This is a genomic window from Bradyrhizobium sp. LB8.2 (assembly GCF_040548035.1).
In the GTDB taxonomy this organism is placed as follows: Bacteria; Pseudomonadota; Alphaproteobacteria; order Rhizobiales; family Xanthobacteraceae; genus Bradyrhizobium.
Genome location: NZ_JBEPQV010000024.1, coordinates 13,268 through 34,552, shown reverse-complemented (window position 1 = coordinate 34,552; position 21,285 = coordinate 13,268). Strand labels below are relative to the sequence as shown.

Genomic DNA, 21,285 nt, shown 5'->3' with positions numbered 1-21,285 from the left:
GGCGGAACGCGTCTGGCGCAGATCAGGCATAGGCCGCCGGTCCCGTGCCGTCTTGGGCTGCGGCGAAGTTCATGGGGACTGTGACGTAATGTGAGCCGTGCGGCGCGCGAACGCGCGACGGGTGTGACCCAAGGGCCACGCGTGATCCCTCATCCGTGGCGTACGACGCACGCCAATGTCGCATCGCGACAACAGCGCGAAACGCGATTCGATTCTCCGCGTCTCAGACCGAACGCGTCAGTCCGCCATCGACGCGGATGTTCTGGCCGGTGATGTAGGCCGCGCCGTCGGACGCCAGGAACGAGATCGTCGCGGCGATCTCCTCGACCTTGCCGTAGCGCTGCATCGGCACGCTGTCGCGGCGTGCATCGGTCTGCGGCAGGCTGTCGATCCAGCCCGGCAGCACATTATTCATGCGGATGTTGTCGGCGGCATGGGTGTCGGTGAAGATCTTCGTGAAGGCGGCAAGGCCGGCGCGGAACACGGCGGACGTCGGAAACATCGCGCTCGGCTCGAACGCCCAGGCGGTCGAGATGTTGATGATGGCGCCGGCCTTCTGCGCCTGCATGATTGGCATCACCAGCCGCGTCGGACGGATCACGTTGAGCAGATAGGTGTCGAGGCCGGTATGCCACTGCTCGTCGGTGATCTCCGTGATCGGCGCGCGGGGCCCATGGCCCGCGCTGTTGACGAGCACGTCGATGCGTCCCCATTTGGCCAACGCCCCGTCGACAAGCCGGTTCAGATCGTCGTTCGATTTGTTGGAACCGGTGATCCCTAACCCGCCGAGCTCGGCTGCCAGCGCCTCGCCCTTGCCCGAGGAGGACAGGATGGCGACACGAAAGCCGTCGGCTGCGAGCCGACGCGCGACCCCTGCCCCCATGCCGCTGCCGCCGGCGGTAACCAGTGCGACCTTCTCTGCTGCCATGACCGATCATCCTCTGTGATATCGTTGAGGCGAGCCGCAGGCCCGGCCTATCATGAGGCCTTCTACCGCCGGACCGGCCGGCAGGTCCACCGTCGCGAGCAATTTGAAAGATGAGCGATTTGCAGATCCGCAATTTGCGCCCGGAGGAGATATCCATCGCCGCCGACTGGGCCGCGGCCGAAGGCTGGAATCCGGGCCTCTCCGATGCCGCCTGTTTCGCGATCCCGGACGCGAAAGGCTTCTTCGTCGGCGAGATCGACGGCGAGCCGGTCGCGACCGTCTCCTGCGTCAACTACGATGATCGCTTCGCCTTCCTGGGCTTCTACATCGTGCGATCGGATTTTCGCGACAGAGGCCACGGGCTGCGCATCTGGAACGCCGCGATCGCGCATGCGGGCACCCGCGTCATCGGCCTCGATGGCGTCGTGGCGCAGCAGGATAATTACAAAAAATCCGGCTTCCAGCTCGCCTACGCCAATATCCGCTATGGCGGCATCGTCGCCGCGCCACTGAGCCCGCCCGCTGATGTCATTGCGCTCGACACGATCCCGTTCGCGCGTGTTGAAGGCGACGATGCAACCGTCTTCCCGGCCCCGCGCGGCGGCTTCCTGCGTGCCTGGATCGACACGTCGGGACATATCGGTCGCGCGCTTCTGCGCGACGGCAAGCTCGCGGCATGGGGTGTGATCCGGCCGTGCCGGACGGGCCGCAAGATCGGCCCGCTCGTTGCCGACGACCGCGCGGCGGCGGAAGCGATCGCGCAGGCCTTGCTGGCAAGTGCGGGTGACAGCGAAGTCTTCCTCGACGTTCCCGCCGTCAATCGCGAGGCGATTGCGCTCGCAGAATCGCTCGGCCTCACGCCGGTGTTCGAGACGGCGCGGATGTACACAGGGCCGATCCCGCCGCTGCGGATCGACCGCGTCTTCGGCGTGACGAGTTTTGAGCTGGGCTAGCTGAGGGAAATGCGCCGCTCAGTAGCAGCGCATGATGTTGACAGTATGCTCGCCGCCGCCGCGACCCGGCACAGTCACCTGCTCGGTCGGACAGCTCGGCACATAGGGCCGGTCGGACGGCACCACGTTCGGCGGGAAGCGATGCGTCCAGTCCCAGGGAACGTCGTACGTATAGGTGTAGCGCACGTCGTTGGAGACCGGTTGGCCGGAATCGGCGAAAGGCTGGCCGTATCCTGCGTTGTCATAGAAGAACCCGCCACCGCCCGGCCAATAGACCCAGGGTGTGTTACGGCCGCGGAAACGGGCGCCTGGCGCAATCGGCGGACGCGCCACCGGGCCGGACGGCGCGGCGGCGTGCGCGACGGCGCCGCCGGGTCTGGCAAAACTGTCGCTGGGGGCAAGGAGCAGCGCGGCTGCGCTGAGCGAGGCAAGCAAGGCCCCGTGTTGTGATTTGGACATCATGATACGCACCAACTCGTTTGGCTTCGCGAAAACGGCTCCCCACCGCACGCTAGGCCGGGCTGTCGCCCACCCGCAAACGTATAATTAATTGTTGGTTAAGGCACGGGATTAACAGGGAACAAGCTGCGGCAAGATGCGCGGGATTCCCGGCTGATGTCGCACTTGTTCCGCGGAAGGCGGACTTCATAACCAGTTGATCGGAGTTGATCGCTTCCGCCGATTACGTCCGGAACGCTCCCGCACTGCGGCCGTTGTCTCGCGACACAAGCAAGGAGCATCTCGAATGCGGAACAACTCAAAACTCCTCTGCCTGATCACGGCTTCGCTCGTCGCGGGCACGACGGCCGCCTCGGCCCAGGGCTATGATTGGAACGGACCGCGCGTGGGATGGGACCGCACCGCCCCCGGCTACCAACCGGTTCAGCCACGCGCGTACTATCCGGCCGGACCGTACGGCGCGCTCAACGGCACCAACCATCCGGCGCCGAGCTCGACGCAGGGCGATGTCGGCCCGGAGGGCAACAACAACGGCACCCTGACCGGTGTCTATCGCAACTGGTAACGCCCGCTCACGATGTGGCCCATCGCCCATGACGGACGATGGGCCATCGTGCGTCAATGGTCCTGCTGCTTGTGCAGCCAGTCCGGATTTCCAGTGCCCTGTGTCACGATGGCACTGTTTCCACCGCGGCGGCGATAAACCGTCGGATTGATTGCCGGCCACAATCCCTTGCGTCGCGTCGGGCGAAACATCCCAAGCGCAGAGTCAACGGAACGACGACAAAATATTTCGCTTTATTAGAATTCGGAATTATCGTATCTTCCGCTCACTCCGGCCCAAGGAAGAGGGGCGTATCGCGATCGTCACGAACGCGGGCCGGGCGGCGGTGGACGTCGATAACATCGGCGCGAATGGCTTCGCAGGGCGGACAACCGTGAGCGAAGGCGTCGCGCGCACGACCGGTGTGATCGGCGTACGGCCAAATCGTGTCGTCCTGGCGCCCGGGGTCTGTGCGCCAAGTCTTGCGGTGATGTGTGCAGCCCAACCGGGCACACGCATCAGCCATCCGCAGGGCGACGGGGGCAATAGTGCATCGCTCCCCGGGGAGAACACGACATAAGCCGTTCCAACCATTGCGCAGGGAAGGCCGGGATGCTCCGGTTGCCCTGTTTCCCGCTGTGCAATGTAGCGCAATCTGCTCCTGGCATAGCGGATCAATAGGAGCCAGCCGGCTCCCGGTCTTCCCTGCGCTCTCTTTCAATCGAGGGTGAGGCGACGAAGCAAAGCTCGGGCGAAACACGCCGCGAGGATGCGAGCCTATGTCAGGCATTCAACAACGATCTCGTGCCCCGGACGCAGCGCAGCGCCTCTTGGCGGTGCGCTGCAGAGCCGGGGCCCATGCAACAGCGAACGGCGTGGCTTCCTGGATCCCGGCTCTGCGGCGCGTCACTGCGTGCCGCGCCGCGTCCGGGACACGCGGACGGTCCCTGCCCTTCTTTGCATGCCGCTCCGCTCTTGTAACAAGACCGTCATACAGCGAAACTAAACGAAGCCGGGGGGCCGCGGTTGGCGGCCAAGCTGCCTCGCAGGGAGAGATTTTATGCGCCGTTCACTGGTGTTGCTGTCAGCCGGACTGACACTGCTGTCCACCGGGCTTTCGACGGGGCGTGCCTCCGCCGAGAACAACACCCCTCGTAATTTGATCCTGTTCATTCCGGACGGTCTGCGGGCACTGAAGGTCACACCGGAGACCGCCCCCGCCATGGCCGAAATCCGCGACAAAGGCGTCAACTTCAAGAACTCGCATTCGCTGTTCCCGACCTTCACCATGGCCAACGGCTCGGCGATGTCGACCGGGCACTATCTCGGCGATACCGGTGTGTTCTCCAACACGATCTGGACCAACTACACGTCCGTCCCCGCCGGCGACACCGTGGTCCCCTTCATCGAGAACGACGCCGTGCTCGGCGACATCGACGAGCATTTCAAGGGCGACTATCTCAATGAAGACACGATCCTGAAGCTGGCCCGCGACAAGGGCTACAGCACGGCGGCCCTTGGCAAGCATGGCCCGACCTATCAGTTCGATCACACTGACAAACCCGAAAAGGCCGGCCTGCATTCGATCGTGTTCGACGATGCCACCGGTGCCAAGAACGGCGTGGCGCTGTCCGACGAGGTCAAGGCTGCGCTGACCAAGGCCGGCCTCCCCATCGCCACGCCGCCACGCGGCGACAACAGCAAGGCCGGCGACGCCAAGACGCCGGGCACCACGGTCGCCAACGTCGCCCAGCAGGCCTATTTCGCCGACGTCGCTGCCAAGGTCGTGCTGCCGATGTTCAAGGCGCGCAACAAGCCGTTCGTGCTGGTGTTCTGGTCGCGCGACCCCGACGGCAGTCAGCACAACACCGGCGACAGCCTCAACCAGATCATGCCCGGCATCAACGGGCCGACCTCGATGGCCGGCATCAAGAATGCCGACAACAACCTCGCCCAGCTCCGCAAGGCGCTGGACGAGCTCGGCCTTGCCGCCAACACCAACATCATGGTCCAGGCCGACCACGGCTTCTCGACCATCTCGAAGGAAAGCAAGACCAGCCCCTCGGCCAAGGTCAGCTATGACGACACGCCGAAGGACTTCCTTCCGATGGGCTTTTTGGCGCTCGACCTCGCCAAGGCGCTCGACCTGCCGCTGTTCGACCCCAACAACAAGAATGCCAAGGTCGAGGGCAACAAGCATCCCAAGGCCGGCAACGGCGTGCTCGGCAAGGATCCGGAAAAGCCCGATCTCGTCGTCGCCACCAATGGCGGCTCCGACCTGATCTATTTGCCGAACAAGGACAAGAAGCTGGCGGCTAAAACCGTCAAGGTGCTGCTCGAGCAGGACTACGTCTCCGGCCTGTTCGTCGACGACTCCCTCGGCCGCTTCCCCGGCACGCTGCCACTGTCGAGCGTCAGTCTGCGCGGCAAGGCGGCAACGCCGACGCCGGCAATCGTCGTCAACTTCCGCTCCTACGCCAGCGATTGCGGCGAGGCGCCGACCAACTGCTCGGTGCACGTTGCCGACACCGTGCTGCGCCAGGGCCAGGGCATGCATGGCAGCTTCAGCCGCGGCGACACCATGAACTTCATGGCCGCCATCGGACCGGACTTCAAGGCCGGCTACGTCAGCGAGATTCCGGTCAGCAATGCCGACGTCGGCATGACGGCCGCCCGGCTGATGGGCCTGCGCGGCACGCAGAACGGCGGCCTGGTCGGCCGGGTGATGTCGGAGGCCCTGCCCAACGGCATCATTCCGAAGGCGTACAAGGCGGTTGAAAAGTCGAAGAGGTCCGAGAACGGCCTGCAGACCGTGCTCAACTTCCAGCGCGTCGGCAGCCACCGCTATTTCGACACTGCCGGTTTCCCGGGCCGCACGCTCGGCCTCGAGCCGGACACCGGCAAACAAAAAACGGCGGGGAAATAACCCCACCGTTGCCTCTCGCGCCTCGCAAGGGGCGCGACAATCTCATCTCACTTTTACATGCCCGGATCTTACATGACCGGACTTTACATGCCCGGACTTTACATGCCGATGTCGAACACGTTCGGCAATTGGCCCGCCAGAGGCAGCGCGGTGGTGCCCAGGAAGGTCGCCACCATCGCCATCAGGCGACGGTTGTTCTGGCGCTTGCCGCGCATCTGGCCGGCAATCCACTCCAGCATTTCGCTGTTAACCTTGGAGGCATAGGACGGCGCCCAGCCTTCGATATCGGACTCGGCAGACAGCGCGACGCTGCGCGGCGGCACCTTCAGGCCCGAGGCGCTCGCGGCATAATGGGCCACCGCCTTGGCGAGCAGGTCGTCGAACCGGCCGCCATCGGTGCGTTCGGTTGCGGCTTCGTTGATCTCAAACAGCGCTTCGGCTTCCGCGCGGCTGATCGGTTGGTCGTTGACGGCTGTGGCGGTCAGGATGCGGGCGCACCAGGCGGTGTCATCGGCATCGAGCGCGCGGGAGAAGTGCACCCTCCCCTTGGTGGTCGGGCCTTCGCCCGTGATCACGCCGTCGCGCACGATGGTCAGTGCGTGGGCCGAAGTATCGCGGCAGGACGGTTCGAGGGACGGCGACTCAACAGACGTATGCGCAGCGGCAGACATAGTTCACTTCCAGATTTCTTCTGATCGGCCAGCATTTTCACGCCGGCGTAAAGGGGTGGTTAATGATTCGATACGGGGATCACGACTTTTCTAGATGGTTGCCAATTGGTCGCTGCCAAGACCGTTTAGGTTCTAGGAAGCGCCGGGCGAGCGTGATGGAAGTCATAAAAGGCTTTATCGGGGCAATCGGGCCCGTGTGGCCCCGGTGGAGATGTTTCGCCGCAGGCGCCGCTGTAACAAAAAGGTGCTAGGACATCAGGCCTTCAAAGAAGGAATTCACATTTTACTTGAAGCGGTTCAGTTGGCGTTCACTTGAGGTCGCGAAGACCCTATACTGATGGTGACGGCCAAGGATGAATTCTCAAGTAAATTCAATTCGATGAGGTAGAACCATGACACTTCCGATCGGCGCCACCGCACCCGACTTCGAAGCCGAAACCACCGAAGGGAAGATCAAGTTCCACGACTGGATCGGCAACAGCTGGGCGCTGCTGTTCTCGCATCCGAAGGACTTCACGCCGGTTTGTACGACCGAGCTCGGCGTGCTCGCCAAGCTGAAGCCGGAATTCGACAAGCGCGGCGTCAAGCTGATGGGCCTCTCGGTCGATCCGGTCGACCGTCACTCCAAATGGTCGGAGGACATCAAGGAGACGCAAGGCACGGCTCCGAACTACCCGATGATCGGCGACACCGATTACAACGTCTCCAAGCTGTACGGCATGCTGCCGGCCGCGATCTCCGGCGATCCCCTCATCCGCACGGCCGCCGACAACCAGACCGTCCGCAACGTCTTCGTGATCGGCCCGGACAAGAAGATCAAGCTGGTGCTGGTCTATCCGATGACGACGGGCAGAAACTTCCAGGAAATCCTGCGCGTCATCGACTCGCTCCAGCTCACCGCCAAGCATCGCGTCGCAACCCCGGCCGACTGGTCGCAGGGTGACGACGTCATCATCGCGGGCTCAGTCTCCAACGACGAGGCCAAGACGATCTACCCGCAGGGCTGGAAGGAACCGAAGCCCTACATCCGGATCGTGCCGCAGCCGAAATAACCCAAACGTCGTTCCGGGCGATGCGTCAGCACCGACCCGGAATGACGACGTTAGAGCCCTCGCGCCGCGTGGACGCGGTCGAGGAAGCCGTCGACCTCGGCCTTCAGATGCAGGCTCTCGCCCGACAGCGCCTGGGCGGAAGCGAACATCCGGCTGGACGTCTCGCCCGTTTCGTTCGCCCCCTCGGCGGCGTCACGGACGTTGACGGCGACATCGGCCGTGCCCGATACCGCCGCGCGAACGCTGACCACGATGTTGTGGGTCGCGCTTTCTGCTGCTCGACCGCAGCCGGGATCGAGCCGGCGATACCGCTGATGCGCTCGATGGTCTGGCTGATCGCCTTGATGGCGACAACCGATTCCTCAGTCGCAAGCTGCATGCTGGCGATCTGGTTCGATATCTCGTCGGTCGCCTTGGCGGTCTGGCCGGCCAGCGTCTTGACCTCCTGGGCCACCACCGCAAAACCGCGGCCGGCATCGCCCGCGCGCGCGGCTTCGATGGTGGCATTCAGCGCCAGGAGGTTGGTCTGACCGAGCTTGGCTGGCGCGAGTTCTGCCGGCACCTGCTCCACGACCATCCCAATCTCGCCACCCAAAACCTCCAAGCGAATTTCGATGGCGGTTGAGCGTTGCTTTGACACAACTATGAAACTCGCTATCGTCATCGCTCCATGCAAACCGTGGGGGACGATATGGACGACGACAAGCCGATCACCGAACAGGCGATGGACACGATCACCGCCGCCGTGGAAGCGACCAAGGACGCCGCTGTCACTGCGGTGAAGAAGGTCAGGAAAGTCGCCAAAAAGGTCACGAAGAAAGTAGCGCCGAAGAAGGCTTCCAAGAAGAAAGCCAAGAAGGCTGCGAAGAAGACTTCGAAGAAGGCTGCAAAGAAGTCGTCGAAGAAGGCGGCCAAGAAAACTGCAAAGAAGGCGACGAAGAAAGCCGCCAAGTCGAAAAAGAAGGCCAGGAAGGCCAAGCGCTGATCGCAACGCTCACGTCTCCGGGTGCGGACGCGCCCGGAGACAGCTCCAGCGATACCCTACCCTCGCCTCTTGGCTGCGCGCCGGCCGGGGTGATGCTCGCCTTGCGGATCGCGAAATTCGCTGCGATGGCCGCGCCGGTCCTCCTTGGCGAAGCTCCGCCGCTTCTCAGGCGAGCCGAACGCCTTGATCACCTTCCGGCCGTTGACCCGCTTGATGACGTAGCCGCCCTCGGTCATCGAGAACGGCTCGGTCAGCGTCCCCTTGTGGTCGAACTTGGTGCCCCGGGGATGCTTGAACGGTTCGAACCAGGACGGATAGACGAAGTTCGACATCTCAAAGCCGGCGACGAAGAAGGAATCCTCCTCCACCGCGTCACAGACCTCATAGGCATATTGGGTGTTCGGATTTTTGTCGGCCCAGAGATTGGCCATAGGATCGAGCACCATCTCGAACAGCTCGTGCGAGGCCGCCACGCTGACCGGCTCGCTGCCCAGCGCCTTGACGAAGATCTTTGAGATCGGCTGACGACGATACGTCAGCTCATGGCGGCCGAGCATGTTCTTGTGGGAGGCCTCGTCAAAATAGACCAGCTGCCAATCGCTCGGCTTCGGCCTTTCGGTGACATAAAGGTCGACCGGATAGCCCCACACCGGCAGGAAGTGCTTGTCGTAGCATTTCTGGAGCGCCGCAGTGAGCTTGGCCATTTTGCGGCCGCTGATCGTCGGCTCCGCGTAGTTGATGCAGGCAATCCGGACCGGCTTCAGGGACCTGCCGAGCAGTGCGCGTCTCGCCTTCTTCATGGAAAACCACCTGTGAAAGGGACACTGAAATACGCCGACCCTAGCACGAACATGCCGCGCACGTCAGGGATGTATTCCAGCGGCCCGGCCTGCCGGCGCTAGAAGCGTCGGTTGACCACGAACACCGCTGCCGCGCACATCATCATGCCGGCGATCGCCAGCGCATCGAGCTTTTCTCCGAACAGGAGATAGGCCATCAGCGCGGTGACGGCGGGCACCAGGTAGAACAGGCTCGCAACCGACGTAGCGGCGGCGTTGCGGATCAGCCAGTACAGCAGCCCGATCGACCCGATCGAGAGCGCCACGGCGAGCCAGGCCAGCGCGAGCATGAACTCCCGCGTCCAATGCACCACGCGGTCCTCGAACAGGAAGGCACCGGCCGCGAAGAAGATCGTCACGGCGACATATTGCACGAGATTGCCGGCACGCCAGTCGATGTGGTTGCAGTAGCGGCGTTGATAGAGCGTGCCGAGCGTGATGCTGATCAGCGAGACCACCGAGGCGAGCCAGCCGAGCCCGGCTTCGCCGGTCATGGGACGGCCGTGCAGGATCAGCACAACGCCGCCGAGGCCTAGCATCAGGCCTGCCCATTGCACCGGCGTCACCTTCTCGCCGAGCCAGCGGTTGGCGATGGTCGAGGTCAGGATCGGCTGAAGGCCCGGAATCAGCGCAGAGAGCCCGGCCGGAATTGAGTGCGCGATCGCGATCGCAGTGCCTCCGAGATAGAAGCCATGGACGAGAATGCCGGCAACCGCGCTGTGCGCGATGCCGATACGGTCCGGCCATTTCGGTCGCGCGATTGCGGCGATGATCGCCATCAGGCCGACCACGATCGCCATGCGGATGGCGAGGTAGGTCAAGGGATCGGCGTTGTTGATGACGTATTTGGTGCCGATGAAGCCGGTGCTCCAGAGCAGGACGAACAGGATCGGCGCGGCGCGGGCGGTCAGGGCTTCTTGATTGTTATTCATTGCCGCCCTCATTGCCCCACCGGCGGCCCATGCGGCAATGCGAATTTAGGCCAATTTCGTACGGACGATGCTGCGCTGCGACGGACAGTGACGGCTCAGCCGCTCACCATTCTTCGGGACAGGGATCGATGATCTTCCAGAGCTCGACACCGTTCTTGATCTTTTTCATGTCGGTGGTGAGCCCGCCATTGCGGCGAATCCAGTCCTTCACCGTGTCGGGATAATAGGCCATCAGATCGGACGTCCCCTCCGCGCTGGTGACCTTGATCCCGAAGGTGAAGGCCTTGTCGTAATAGGCCTGGTGGAAGCCGAGGCTGGCGCGGGGCGTCACGCAGATCTTGTTCATCGGCACGATACCGAGCACCAGGGTGCAGGCCGAGTTGCAGATGCCGTCGATGATGACGCGCTCGCCCTTCTCGCGGACGCGCTTGTACTTGGCCTTGTACTCCTCGACATAGCCGCCGTGGTCGCGGGTGATGTGCAACTCGGCGCGCGCCGGCGTGGCGGCGACGACCGAGAGCAACAGCAGGCTCAGAAGCGTGATGCGCATGGCGAGGTGACGGCGAAAACCTTCAGGAATGGGACCGGCCTCGTGGGATCCCAAAGATGATGATCCTTCGAGCCGGCGGCAAGATTCTTAACCGAATTCTCTTTGGTCATACTTGTGTGGGAAATTCGTTAAGCATCTCGAAAAGGCCAAAAATGGGCAGGCTTCGACCCCATGTCCGGCAATTGTGTCACACCCACGCGGGAATCTGTGGGGTTAGCCTCGATTTCCGGGTGCCTGACGGGTGTTCCGGCGGCCCGAAATGGCTATAAACGGCTGACCTATTCGTGCGGGTTCCGGAGATTCGAGATGAGCAAGTTGAAGCTTGTAGCCGCGATTGCTGCCCTGTCGGCCGCAATCCTTGCCCCTGGCCTCGCAGAGGCGCGGGGACATCACCGGTATCACCGCTACCACGCGAACCCGCTGCCCTACTCGATCAGTTACCTGCACAATTACGGGCCCGGCATCACCCCCGGTACCTTCGCCTTTTACGACGGCCCGTCGACCAACCATTGCTACCGCAGCGCGGCCGCCTATGTCGGCCAGGATCGCCGCCGGCATCCCTGCTTCTGAGGGGCCCCGGCAGGTGCTCTGCGGGTGCCGCTATTTGGCGGCGCTCGACAGCAGCAATTGCTTCTCGATTTCGTAGACCGGCAGCTTGACGAGGTCGCGGCGGCGCCGATGCAAGCCCAACATTTAGGGGGCTCGAGGCTCGTATAGCCTTGGCGGAGCTAACGGTCTGGCCTGCGGTGGACTGGCTGAAGACTTGTTCATCAGCATTGCATTTTGGTTCCGCCACAATTTGATCAGAAACAAACTTCGATATCCTGTACTGCGTAAGCGGAGGAAGACACATCATGAATCTTAGAATTGGCCTCGTCGCCGCGTCCTTGTTGGGTGCCTTGGCAGCATCACCGGCGGCGTCTGCCATGCCCATCGCGCCTGCTCCGGCGACGCCGCAGGTCTCGGACGTCGAGCAGGTCCGCATGGTCTGCGACGCCTGGGGACGCTGTTTCTGGCGCCCGAACTACTATGGGTACTACGGCGCGCCGGCCCCCTATTACGGTCGCCGATATGCGCCACGCTATTATGGTGGGCCGCGCTATTACGGACCACGCTATCGCCGCTGGTAAGTTTAAAGGGGCCCTCCGGGCCCCTTCGCTTTTGCGAGATCATGGATGTCGCGGTCGCGGTTGGTCCGGACCTTGTCCCGCCTGCACGCGGCTCCATTTCATCGACCTCGCCTCCGGCCAGCCGATGAGCCGAGACCGTTGACGACGACATCGATCTGCCGGGCTTCATGCCATGATGTCCGCAATATTACGGCCCGGAATCCGGTTTACTGAAGCGCGATGTTTCGCCATTGATGGCGATGTACTGACGTTCATTTGATTGTCACATTGCAGCATCCGGCCAGACACATGTTGTTCGACGGCCTTGCCCCATCCTCAGCGCTTCAACTGATCGGCTTTGCCGACGTCGATGCATTTTGGCCGATCGAGTCGATGGAGGATGCGAGAAGCATTCCGCTCGACGTCCCGAACTTCGCCGCCGCCCGTGCCGTCGTCTCCCTGCCGGCGTGCCGCATCGTCCTGATGCGTTCGTTCGCGCGCATCCTCGACACAGCCTATCGGATGCCCGGCGGGATGGTGATCCTGTCCATGACGGAGGACCTTCGGGTCAATTCCAATGGAATGGATCTCGACGCGCGCTTCTTCGTTGCGCTCCGCGGCAACGATGAATGCCATTTCGTCGAGCCCCAGACCAATCATCATGCGATGATCATCCTCTCACCCGGCTTGAGAGACCGGGGCTGGTTCGATCAGGCCGACGATTTGCGGGCCTATGTCGCGAACCGGCCCGCCTTGCTCCACATACGGCAACTCCTGCTCGACATTCTGCGAACCGCGTCGGTGCAGCCGTTGCTGTTCGAGACCACCGAGGTGGCCGGCCATCTCCAGGAAGGCCTGCTGCTCGCGCTCGACGATCTGTTTCGAATCGATCCGCTCTCCGACCGGAGTGCCTCGGTCCAGGGCGAGCGATCGATCAAACTCGTGCAGCGGATCGACGATTACGTCGCGGCACATCCGACTGCTCCGATCTACACAGCCGATCTTGCCGGTGAATTTGGCGTCTCGATCCGGACGCTTGGCGGCGCCGTCAGCAAGGTACGCGGCATGAGCCTGCACCACTACATCCGCCTGAAAAGGTTGTGGGCCACCCGCGCCCGGCTCCTCAAAGGCGGCGGCGCCACCGTCGCCTCATGCGCGCGCGCCCAGGGTTTCCATCACCTCGGCGAGTTTGCCGCAGCTTACCGCGCGACATTTCGCGAGTCGCCCTCGGACACGCTGGCAAGGGGCCGGCACACGGGTTCGCCGGCAGACTGACCAGACACGGCTCCGGCCTTGCACATGCGGCGCCAGCCGCACGGGGAACCAGCATTATCCCAGTCAACGCAGTGCGCCGCCAGCCCCGAGGCGTATCGATGCACCCCGCGCCCCCATGCGCAGGGCAAGTAGCGGCGGCTCCCGGCCGCGGCCAGATCCGAAAAACTCTGGCCTGAGAATTCGCGCGCTCGGAGAGATTCGAACTCCCGGCCCTCGGAATCGAACTCCGCCCAGCCGACCAGCAAAATCAACGCACGTTCTGAACTTTCCCGATCCGTTCACGCATTGACGGCATTGGAGAATTTCGCACGTTCAGAACGTTGCACCGGAGAAATCGATGGCTGACATAAGATTGGACGCCGTCCGGATCGAGCGGATCATATCGCAATTGCTGCGAGACGACGCCAAGTTGCCCCCCGCAGAGCTAACGAATTAGCTTCCAATATCTGCACTCGCCTCAATGCGTCGATGGCTACACCGACGCAGCCCCCGCCTCAGCGGCTATCGGATAATACCGTCGCACCCGCCCTTTTGGAGCGACTTCGATGAAGCCGCTAAGAAGCTGGCCCAAACTGACCACATGGTTGCACGTACGCTTTGGGGCTTGTCTACGAGCGCGGGCACGATCTGCCGCCAGCCATCGCCGGCGCGCCGTCGTGGTCGAGATGATAGGCTTCTAAACTTTCTGCTACATGCCGCCGCTCTCACAAAAAGTTCTGCCTCTGATCTTGATCTGCCCAATTCACGATGCGGGACTCCCCCTCTAAGACCTCGCGCGCGAAAAATCGACCGCATCCAGATCGCCCCCGGTTCGGGGACGAATGATTGAATATGCCTCGCACCCCTGATGCTGGACCTGCAATGCATTTCGTATATCGCTGAACATGTACGCCATGAAGTCAGCTCGTTCTTTGAGTAGCTTCGGCCGCTGAGTATTGAAGTCGATTGCCTCGTCGATGGCCAGTTCAAATGCATCCATCACCGGCGCGTCCGATACTAAGAGATCGTATAAGAACCGGCAGACCGCTTTGGCCTCATCGCCACCAATTCAGAGACCTGGTCGAGAAGGGCTGGTTAGATTTGCACGAAAGCGGGACCTATGTGCGGCTTCTGACGCCAGGCGAGGATTTGCTGGCGAAGGCATGACCTGGTCCGCCGCGTTTGACACGGCGATCGTGCTGCCCGAAGGCCGGCAGATCGTGACATTGGTCGACGCCGGCGAGTACATCGCCAATCTGCCAACAAAAGAGCACGCCGCGCCGGAGTGGCAGGCCGCGATGGAGGCGCTGATCTTGATTGCGGAAGGTGGCGGCACGACGTTGTTCACCCGTATCGGGGTCATGCCACCGTCTTCGTCTATGTGAACACCGCCATGCAAGTTGGCGAGGTCGAGCACATCAAAATCTTCTCGACCGAGGACGCCGCCAAGGCTTGGCTCGATGAGAACGATCCGAGGGCGTGGCGTTCGAGTACGTGGTCATAGGCCCGCCAGCCTGAACTTGCACTCGCAAAACAGGCCGCCAACCATGCCAGAATAGGAACGACGCAACAGCCGCAGATTGATCGTAGCCGGCATGCCGCCGAAGATGCGGCCTTACTCCGGAGGCCGCAAACGGACGAGGAAACCCAATCACTGAGGCGCGCGCCCGTTTCCGCGAACCGCGCCTTCCTGAGAAGGCGCTCGCGCTCCGCGCCAGCGGGCAATTGATTGGCTTGGTCTTTCAGCTCGGCGGCCAGTTCGGCCATTCGTTCTTCCAGGGAGCGGGTTTACTTCACTCTGCGGCGGTGCTCAGTCATGTCGCACTCCGTGAGCCGTATTGACGACTCCAAAACGGAAGAACGTAAGTTCAGTTCCCGCTCTGGAACAAAAAAGCCACCGGGTTACGCTTGGACCAATGGGGAAAGGCCGCAGGGTGGTTCCAGCCCCCCACTGCGGCCATCCCGGACAACTGAAAATTGATGAGTACTTAAATCTCGCCGGTGTTCACACAGTAGAACACCCCGTTCCAAAAATGGAGTCGGTACAACTACCGGAATCCGCCTTTCTACCAATTGTCGTTAAGAGGCGAACATGGCACGGCTCGCTTTCCAGCCCCAATGCTCCCGGCTGCCGATTCAATTGCGGATCAGAGCGCCGGGAGTGCTAGGACCGCCAAGTGAAGCGGGTCACCATATTTTCGGGTTGTCGCTTCAGGCCCAAAGGCGATCCGCATCCGTCTTCGTCACGCCCACCGGGCTATTCAGGCTGTAATCGCCGTGAACCCGCGGCCTGTACCGCTGATCTTTCAAAAATTCACTGACGCGCGTTCTCGCGTCGCTCAGTCGCTTAAGTGGCGCGCTCGGAGAGATTCGAACTCCCGGCCCTCGGAATCGAAATCCGATGCTCTATCCAGCTGAGCTACGAGCGCCCTGGCCCAGGCAATGGGCCGCAACCGAGACGCCAAGGACCGCTGCTTGCGAGCCAGCAGGCCGGACGACGTTCGGATGAGTTCGAATTAGCAGAGAGGCCGGCCAATAAAAAGCCCTTCCGGTGCCGATTCGAGACGGGTCAGACGGGCTCTTACCAGGTGCTGTTGAAGAAACCGAAATGCGGCTGCTGCGCCATTACCATCATCGGCCGACCCTGCTGCGGCGCCGGATGCGCTCTGGCGACCTTGCGCCTGGGATGAGCTGGAGCCTGCAGCTTGGGATCGGTCTTCCCGGCTCCGCGGGTATCGGCCTTCCCGGCCGGCGTAAATTGGGCGAACGTCTCGCGGACCCGTGTCTTGGCCGACATCTCGGCCAAAGCCGGCGACACGCCCTCCGCTGGCGGCTTGGGAGCCACGACAGCGGCGATCTCCACCGCAGGCGCGGCAATCGTCGGCTGACTGGTATCGAGCACGACGCGCTCTGGCAGGTGGCGATCGGACCGGATCCGGATCAATGGCTGTTCGTTGCTCGCGGTTACGACGGCCTGAGCTACAGGCGAAGCCGGCAGAACGTAGTTCGCCGTGAACAGCAGTGCGAGCAGAGCTCCACCGACAAACATGAAATACCGAAAGATGGGCATTGGCCGCGCTCCGCCCGTCGCATCCCGCGAGGGCTCTCCGTCTTAACAGGCGATCATTCAATTGGTTCCTGGCCCAGCCGTTCGGTTCAAATGGCGACGCCAAGTTTCTGGTCCAAGGCCTAAGGCCAGTAACTTTTCCGCTATCAGAAAATGCCGCCCTCACGCCCGACGCGCTGCCACAACCGAACACTTCGCCTGATCGGCATTCACGTTGACGAATCCGACAGGAATGCGCGCAAAAGTCTTGCGGCTCTTCATGCTGACCGGGTCCGCCAGAACGCGGCTGCGGTCGGTGAGATGACTGCCGTCGCGCCGGGCAAAAGCGCAGACGATCTCGACATCCTTTACGGCATAGTCATTGTCGTTTCGCAACGTGAACGTCACCAGCGCCTTCGAGCCAAGGCCGCCGCGGCGCCAGGTCTGCGATGAAATCCTCATCCGACCGAGTTCTGCCATTGCCGGAATCTGAGCTTCGGAAGCCGGCGACACGGCTTCTGCCGCTTTGCCCGAAGGCGCCGTCTCGACCGCTGCCACGTCGGACGTCACCGGCTCGGCACTATTGCCTCTGGAGAGTGGAAGCATCATCCAGACGCCGCAACCGACGATCATGGCCGCCAACGTCCACAGCAGGACCCGCCCAAATGAGACGCTCGCGATCGTCACGGCCCGTGCCAGTCGCTCGCCGGTTCCGGCGAAACGCCTCAACCCGATGCGGTCAAGCCCAGCATTCATGATTGCATCACCGATAGCGGCGGAAGCACGTTCGACGACGGACTCGGCCACTGTTTACCTTAATCTGGAAGACCAACTAAGGTTCCCGCGCAGCTATCGAATCGGCAAGAGCGGTGGCGGTCACCGGCCGGGGCCGCTAACATGCGCCGCAACATCGAAGACACGTCGGGAGAACATGACATGCCAGTCGTCACTTGGGATCACGTCCATCTGCGCAGCCCCGATCCGGAGGCTACGGCGGCCTGGTTGCGGGACATCCTCGGTGGCGAGATCGTGCACGCACCGGGACGGATCGACGTGAATCTCGGTGGCGCAAAAATCTTCATTGCACCGCTCGAGGGCGACAATGCGGTCAACCCCCCGCCGCCGCACCCGCACCAGGGCCTCGACCATTTAGGTCTCACGGTGAAGGACATCGACGCCGTCGCGGCCGAGATCAAGGCCAAGGGCGTCACCTTCACGCGCGAGCCGACCACGATCCGCCCCGGCGTGCGCATCTGCTTCATCCGCGGCCCCGAAGGCATCTCCATCGAGCTGCTCGAGCGCGACAAGAAATATATCTGAACGGCGCGTCGGTGTCCGAGAGCGCCGAGCCGTCGGCATCGGAGCAGCAAGGCCCCTCGCCGCTGCGCAGTCCGTCGAACCAGGCCTTCAATTCGGCACTGGTGTTGACGAACTGGTCGCGGTCTCGCGCGTGCGCGGAGGGGGCTGCGAGCGCAATCAGGGCCAAGGCGCAAGCGGAGGCTCGCCACGTTTCGCCAGCGTGCCGCGCCGCCAATCCGCCGTTGTCGTGTTTCGCAAATCGTGGGACGCGCACTGTGCAGACGCGGCTCATTCGCCGCCGGAATCGATCCAGTTGCTCACGTTTGTCTTGCTCCAGCACCCCGCGGCCAGTGCAACGATAGTTATGCATTTCGCGGGCCAACCTGATTAGCAACGACAGGCCTCGCTTCATGATCAGACCGTCATGACGGTGTCATAGACAATCCGGGACAACTACGGCTCACGGGCAGGCCCGCACGGCCGGCGGCCAAACTCCCGCGTTGCGTGAGCGGATGCGCTTTGGCATAAATGCCCTACCGGTTACGCCATTGGGCGATGGCGGCCGGCCTCGGGACGTTATGAAGAACGGCCTCTATTCAATTCACGTGAACCTGCTCGATGGTCGAGTCGGCAAGGGCAGCGGCGTGATTCTTTTTCGCGACGGCAAGATTCTTGGCGGCGATGCCTACCTCTATTACACCGGCCGCTACACGGTGAAGGACAACACCTTCAAGGGCGAGGTGCTGGTCCAGCGTCACACCTCGCCGCGGGGCGACGACAATCCGCTGTTCGGTGGCCCTGCCGCGGTCGGCATCGGCGTCAGCGGCACCTTCACGGAGACGCGCGGGGACATGACCGGCACCGCGCTGGTCGGCAAGGCCAGCCAGATTTTCGGCGCGACGCTGCACAAGCTCGCAGAGGCCGACTAGGGGATTATCGGTTCTGATTGAATCAGAACCGAAGCTCCAGATTTTGTTTTGAAGCGTTTTCTTCGCGAACCGATATCCACTTCGCCCGAAAGCGCTCCAGCTATTCCGCGGCCTGCTCGAGCGGCGCCACGCGCGGCAGGATGATCTGGATGCGTGTGCCGCTGCCCGGCTCGGAATCGAGATCCAGCCGTCCGCCGAGCCGGTTCGTGACAATGCTGTAGACGATGTGCAGCCCGAGACCGGTGCCGCCCTGGTCGCGCCGCGTCGTGAAGAACGGATCAAATGCACGTCGGCGAACGTCGAGCGACATGCCGCAACCATTGTCGGAGAAGGTGATCTCGACATTGTCCTTGCCGGACTCGCGCACCTGGATGTCGATGGTCCCCGGCCGTCCGTCCGGGAAGGCGTGCGCCACCGCGTTGAGAAACAGATTGGTCAGCACCTGGCCGTACGGTCCGGGATAGCTGTTCATGGTCAGATCAGGCTGGCACTCGACATTGAGCGTCAAATTGTGCTTGCGCAGGCCGGGCCGCAGGCTCATCACCACCTGCTCGGTGAGGTCCCCGAGATCGAAGCTGCGCTGGTCCGAATAGTTGCGGTCGGCGGCGACCTGCTTGAACGACTGGATCAGCTCGGCGGCGCGGTTGAGATTGGAGACCAGCTGCGAGGACGCGTCGCGGCTGGTGTGAAGGAAGTCGTTGAGCGTGGAGCGGCGCAACTCGCCGCGCTCGACCTCGGCGGTGAACATCGCGGTCTTGCGCTCCAGCGCGGAGGCAACCGTGAGGCTGATGCCGACGGGATTGTTGACCTCGTGGGCGACGCCGGCGACGAGGCGCCCGAGCGCCGCCAGCTTTTCCGCCTCGATCAGCGAGGCCTGGGTCTCGCGCAGATTGCGCAGCGCGGTCTCCGCGGATTCCTTGGCTTTGCGCATCTCCTGCTCGCCGCGCTTGCGCTCGCCGATGTCGAGCGCCACGGTGACGATCCGCTCGATCTCGCCCTCGATATCGAGCAGCGGCAGCTTGTTGACCAGCCATTGGCGCATGTGGCCGGAAGAATCCTTGTACTCCTCTTCGTAGAAGCCGAGACCTTTTCGAAGCGTGAGCACGCGCTTGTCGTTCTCGTCGGTCTTGGCTGCACCGTAGCGCGACATCAGATCCGCCGTGGTGCGGCCGAGCGCATCGCCGGGCTCGATGCCGAAGATGCCGGCCATGTAGCGGTTCATCAGCACGTAGCGCAGGTCGCGGTCCTTGACGTTGATCACTGCCGGCACGGTGTCGATGACCTGCTGGAGCAGGCGCCGTCCTTCGGCGATGGCGTCTTCCGCCCGCTTCTGGTCGGTGATGTCGCGCAGCGTGCCTTCGTAGCGGACGATGTTGCCCGCCTCGTCGGGGACGCCGGTGGCGCTGTCGGACAGCCACAGGATGTTACCGCTGCGCTGGCGTACCTGGTATTCGAACTCGCGCACGATGCCGTCGCGGGCCATCAGCCGCTGATATTCGACGCGCGCCTCGGGATTGACGTAGATGGTGTGGGCGATGTCGTCGATGCTGTCGATGAGCTGCTTGGGGCTGTCATAGCCCATCATCCGCGCCAGCGCCGGATTGGCGTTGAGGAGATCACCGGCCGGTGTCGTCACGTAAATGCCGTCGACCGAGCCCTCGAACAGTTTTCGGTAGCTCTCTTCGGCGAGGCGCTGCTCGGTCAGCGCGCGCACCGCTGCCTCGCGCGCCGTGTCGGCCTCCTCCAGCGCGCGGCGGAACACTTCGGCCGCGCGGGCGATGTCGCCGATCTCGTTGTCGAGGTCGGCGGACGGGATCGAGGTGTTCTTCTCGCCTGCTGCGAGCGCGCGGATCGACCGTGCGATCTGGGCGAGCGGACGGACCGTCCGCCGCACCACGAAGCCGGCCGCGAGAATGCCGATCAGCACGCCGATGGTGCCGAGCACGATGCTCTGCCAGCGCGCCTCCGTCAGCGTCCGGGCGAAGTCGCGCGACAGCACGTGACCGCGCCGGGCGCTGACCTCGCGCAGCAATTCGGTGACGCGCCCGATCAGCCGGCCCTCGGTTCCCAGCACCTCGCGATCGATATCGGCGATCTGCCGTTCACGGACGGCGACCGCGATGATGGCACCGGCATAATTATTGACGGACGATTTCAGCCTGGCATCGCCGATGTCCATCGCCCGCATGCTCTGCGCCGCCTGCTCGGCCGCGGACGGATTGCGCGCGAGCAGTCCGAGCGCGATCCGGCTCTGCGCCTCCGACAGGCGGGAGGCCAGCTCGCGGTCGGCGGTGCCCGCGACCGCCACATCGAATTGGTCGCGCAGCGGCGGCAGGCCGGCGAGCAGCTGGGCGCGACGATCAATCAGCGTCGAGATCCGCTCCAGGCCGCTGCGATAGGTCGCAAGCCGCTCGGTGACCCCGTCGATCATGTCCTGCTGCTCGGGCGCAAGCTCGATGCGGGTCTTCTTCAGGATGTCGCTGAGCGTCGAGGCCGCCTCGCCCACCTGCTTGAATTGGGTGCCGGCGCCGGGGTCGGTGACGAAATCGCGCGCGGCGAGCCGCAACTCGTTCATGCGGCGGTCGATGTCCTCGGCGAGGTCGCCGACGCTCTGGAGCCGCTGCAATTCGGCAAAGGTCGTGTCGATGTGCCGGATCGCGATCACGCTCGCGGCCGAGGTGACGATGATCACCGCCAGCACCAGAAGGAAGCTGCCGAAGGTGAGCTGGCCGATGGAGAGCGAGAATGTTCGCTTTTTCTCAGGGGTCGGCGTCAATTCGGCGGACATTCGTGATTTGAGGACCGGGCT

At 63.0% G+C, this 21,285-nt stretch carries 23 protein-coding genes, 1 tRNA gene and 1 pseudogene; 11 read left to right on the top strand and 14 right to left on the bottom strand.

All coding sequences use genetic code 11. From position 1 onward, the window contains the following. Positions 1–223: 223 nt before the first annotated feature. Entirely contained in the window at positions 224–928 is a 705-nt protein-coding gene (locus ABIB06_RS25910; protein ID WP_354052152.1) for an SDR family oxidoreductase, read from the bottom strand. A 110-nt stretch (positions 929–1,038) separates the two neighbouring features. Here ABIB06_RS25910 and ABIB06_RS25905 point away from each other — a divergent pair, with 110 nt between their 5' ends. Beyond that, positions 1,039–1,881 carry a GNAT family N-acetyltransferase gene (locus ABIB06_RS25905; RefSeq protein WP_354052150.1) on the top strand — a complete coding sequence of 281 codons (843 nt, stop codon included), beginning with the start codon at positions 1,039–1,041 and terminating at the stop codon, positions 1,879–1,881. An 18-nt stretch (positions 1,882–1,899) separates the two neighbouring features. Here ABIB06_RS25905 and ABIB06_RS25900 read toward each other — a convergent pair whose 3' ends face one another. Further along, on the bottom strand, positions 1,900–2,343 hold the full coding sequence (locus ABIB06_RS25900; protein WP_354052149.1) for a hypothetical protein: 444 nt from the start codon (positions 2,341–2,343) through the stop codon (positions 1,900–1,902). A 283-nt stretch (positions 2,344–2,626) separates the two neighbouring features. Between ABIB06_RS25900 and ABIB06_RS25895 the strand changes: the two genes are divergently transcribed. Continuing rightward, positions 2,627–2,905, top strand: coding sequence for a hypothetical protein (locus tag ABIB06_RS25895; RefSeq protein ID WP_354052148.1), 279 nt, complete (start codon positions 2,627–2,629; stop codon positions 2,903–2,905). A gap of 1,039 nt (positions 2,906–3,944) precedes the next feature. Next, complete coding sequence (locus ABIB06_RS25890; RefSeq protein ID WP_354052146.1) at positions 3,945–5,810, top strand: alkaline phosphatase family protein; 1,866 nt, start codon at positions 3,945–3,947, stop codon at positions 5,808–5,810. A 98-nt stretch (positions 5,811–5,908) separates the two neighbouring features. On the opposite strand, the gene ABIB06_RS25885 is transcribed toward ABIB06_RS25890, so the two are convergent. Then, positions 5,909–6,481 carry a hypothetical protein gene (locus ABIB06_RS25885; protein ID WP_247348374.1) on the bottom strand — a complete coding sequence of 191 codons (573 nt, stop codon included), beginning with the start codon at positions 6,479–6,481 and terminating at the stop codon, positions 5,909–5,911. A 392-nt stretch (positions 6,482–6,873) separates the two neighbouring features. Here ABIB06_RS25885 and ABIB06_RS25880 point away from each other — a divergent pair, with 392 nt between their 5' ends. Further along, complete coding sequence (locus ABIB06_RS25880) at positions 6,874–7,533, top strand: peroxiredoxin (protein WP_247348376.1); 660 nt, start codon at positions 6,874–6,876, stop codon at positions 7,531–7,533. 103 nt (positions 7,534–7,636) lie between these two features. On the opposite strand, the gene ABIB06_RS25875 is transcribed toward ABIB06_RS25880, so the two are convergent. After that, the gene (locus ABIB06_RS25875) at positions 7,637–8,095 is read right to left on the bottom strand and encodes a methyl-accepting chemotaxis protein (protein WP_502916562.1); all 459 of its coding nucleotides are present in this window, start codon (positions 8,093–8,095) and stop codon (positions 7,637–7,639) included. Between the two features lie 129 nt (positions 8,096–8,224). On the opposite strand from ABIB06_RS25875, the gene ABIB06_RS25870 reads away from it, so the two are divergent. Next, entirely contained in the window at positions 8,225–8,518 is a 294-nt protein-coding gene (locus ABIB06_RS25870; RefSeq protein ID WP_247348381.1) for a histone, read from the top strand. Positions 8,519–8,574: 56 nt separating this feature from the next. On the opposite strand, the gene ABIB06_RS25865 is transcribed toward ABIB06_RS25870, so the two are convergent. The 3 genes from ABIB06_RS25865 to ABIB06_RS25855 form a co-directional block, all read right to left on the bottom strand. Next, positions 8,575–9,318, bottom strand: a complete 744-nt coding sequence (locus ABIB06_RS25865; protein WP_354052143.1) for a hypothetical protein — start codon at positions 9,316–9,318, stop codon at positions 8,575–8,577. 98 nt (positions 9,319–9,416) lie between these two features. Then, positions 9,417–10,289 (bottom strand): DMT family transporter, encoded by an 873-nt coding sequence (locus tag ABIB06_RS25860; protein ID WP_247348386.1) that lies wholly within the window; start codon positions 10,287–10,289, stop codon positions 9,417–9,419. A gap of 103 nt (positions 10,290–10,392) precedes the next feature. Beyond that, on the bottom strand, positions 10,393–10,839 hold the full coding sequence (locus ABIB06_RS25855; RefSeq protein WP_247445919.1) for a hypothetical protein: 447 nt from the start codon (positions 10,837–10,839) through the stop codon (positions 10,393–10,395). 306 nt (positions 10,840–11,145) lie between these two features. Between ABIB06_RS25855 and ABIB06_RS25850 the strand changes: the two genes are divergently transcribed. The 3 genes from ABIB06_RS25850 to ABIB06_RS25840 all read left to right on the top strand — a co-directional run bounded on the left by ABIB06_RS25850 (position 11,146) and on the right by ABIB06_RS25840 (position 13,223). Beyond that, positions 11,146–11,409, top strand: a complete 264-nt coding sequence (locus ABIB06_RS25850; RefSeq protein WP_354052141.1) for a hypothetical protein — start codon at positions 11,146–11,148, stop codon at positions 11,407–11,409. A 284-nt stretch (positions 11,410–11,693) separates the two neighbouring features. Further along, the gene (locus tag ABIB06_RS25845; protein ID WP_247445921.1) at positions 11,694–11,969 is read left to right on the top strand and encodes a hypothetical protein; all 276 of its coding nucleotides are present in this window, start codon (positions 11,694–11,696) and stop codon (positions 11,967–11,969) included. A gap of 288 nt (positions 11,970–12,257) precedes the next feature. Continuing rightward, entirely contained in the window at positions 12,258–13,223 is a 966-nt protein-coding gene (locus tag ABIB06_RS25840) for an AraC family transcriptional regulator (protein WP_354052139.1), read from the top strand. A gap of 763 nt (positions 13,224–13,986) precedes the next feature. Here the strand turns inward: ABIB06_RS25840 and ABIB06_RS25835 are convergent. Further along, a complete protein-coding gene (locus ABIB06_RS25835) occupies positions 13,987–14,202 on the bottom strand; it encodes a hypothetical protein (RefSeq protein ID WP_354052138.1) in 216 nt (71 codons plus the stop codon). Between the two features lie 163 nt (positions 14,203–14,365). Here ABIB06_RS25835 and ABIB06_RS25830 point away from each other — a divergent pair, with 163 nt between their 5' ends. Continuing rightward, the gene (locus ABIB06_RS25830) at positions 14,366–14,587 is read left to right on the top strand and encodes a hypothetical protein (protein WP_354052137.1); all 222 of its coding nucleotides are present in this window, start codon (positions 14,366–14,368) and stop codon (positions 14,585–14,587) included. On the opposite strand, the gene ABIB06_RS25825 is transcribed toward ABIB06_RS25830, so the two are convergent. From ABIB06_RS25825 to ABIB06_RS25810, 4 genes are all read right to left on the bottom strand, one after another. Then, positions 14,580–14,969 (bottom strand): hypothetical protein, encoded by a 390-nt coding sequence (locus ABIB06_RS25825; protein WP_354052135.1) that lies wholly within the window; start codon positions 14,967–14,969, stop codon positions 14,580–14,582. The two genes, ABIB06_RS25830 and ABIB06_RS25825, sit on opposite strands and share 8 nt — an antisense overlap. Before the next feature lie 585 nt (positions 14,970–15,554). Continuing rightward, positions 15,555–15,631 (bottom strand) — tRNA-Arg (locus ABIB06_RS25820). A 152-nt stretch (positions 15,632–15,783) separates the two neighbouring features. After that, positions 15,784–16,272: a hypothetical protein gene (locus ABIB06_RS25815; protein WP_354052133.1), complete on the bottom strand. Its 489-nt coding sequence runs from the start codon at positions 16,270–16,272 to the stop codon at positions 15,784–15,786. 159 nt (positions 16,273–16,431) lie between these two features. Then, positions 16,432–17,004, bottom strand: coding sequence for a hypothetical protein (locus ABIB06_RS25810; protein ID WP_354052213.1), 573 nt, complete (start codon positions 17,002–17,004; stop codon positions 16,432–16,434). A gap of 180 nt (positions 17,005–17,184) precedes the next feature. Here ABIB06_RS25810 and ABIB06_RS25805 point away from each other — a divergent pair, with 180 nt between their 5' ends. After that, complete coding sequence (locus tag ABIB06_RS25805; protein WP_354052132.1) at positions 17,185–17,568, top strand: VOC family protein; 384 nt, start codon at positions 17,185–17,187, stop codon at positions 17,566–17,568. A 7-nt stretch (positions 17,569–17,575) separates the two neighbouring features. Here ABIB06_RS25805 and ABIB06_RS25800 read toward each other — a convergent pair. Further along, positions 17,576–17,868: pseudogene (locus tag ABIB06_RS25800) on the bottom strand (hypothetical protein); the annotation flags it as partial. Positions 17,869–18,125: 257 nt separating this feature from the next. On the opposite strand from ABIB06_RS25800, the gene ABIB06_RS25795 reads away from it, so the two are divergent. Further along, positions 18,126–18,476, top strand: a complete 351-nt coding sequence (locus tag ABIB06_RS25795; RefSeq protein WP_354052131.1) for a GrlR family regulatory protein — start codon at positions 18,126–18,128, stop codon at positions 18,474–18,476. Between the two features lie 100 nt (positions 18,477–18,576). Here ABIB06_RS25795 and ABIB06_RS25790 read toward each other — a convergent pair whose 3' ends face one another. Further along, positions 18,577–21,264: a PAS domain S-box protein gene (locus ABIB06_RS25790; protein WP_354052130.1), complete on the bottom strand. Its 2,688-nt coding sequence runs from the start codon at positions 21,262–21,264 to the stop codon at positions 18,577–18,579. Positions 21,265–21,285: the final 21 nt, after the last annotated feature.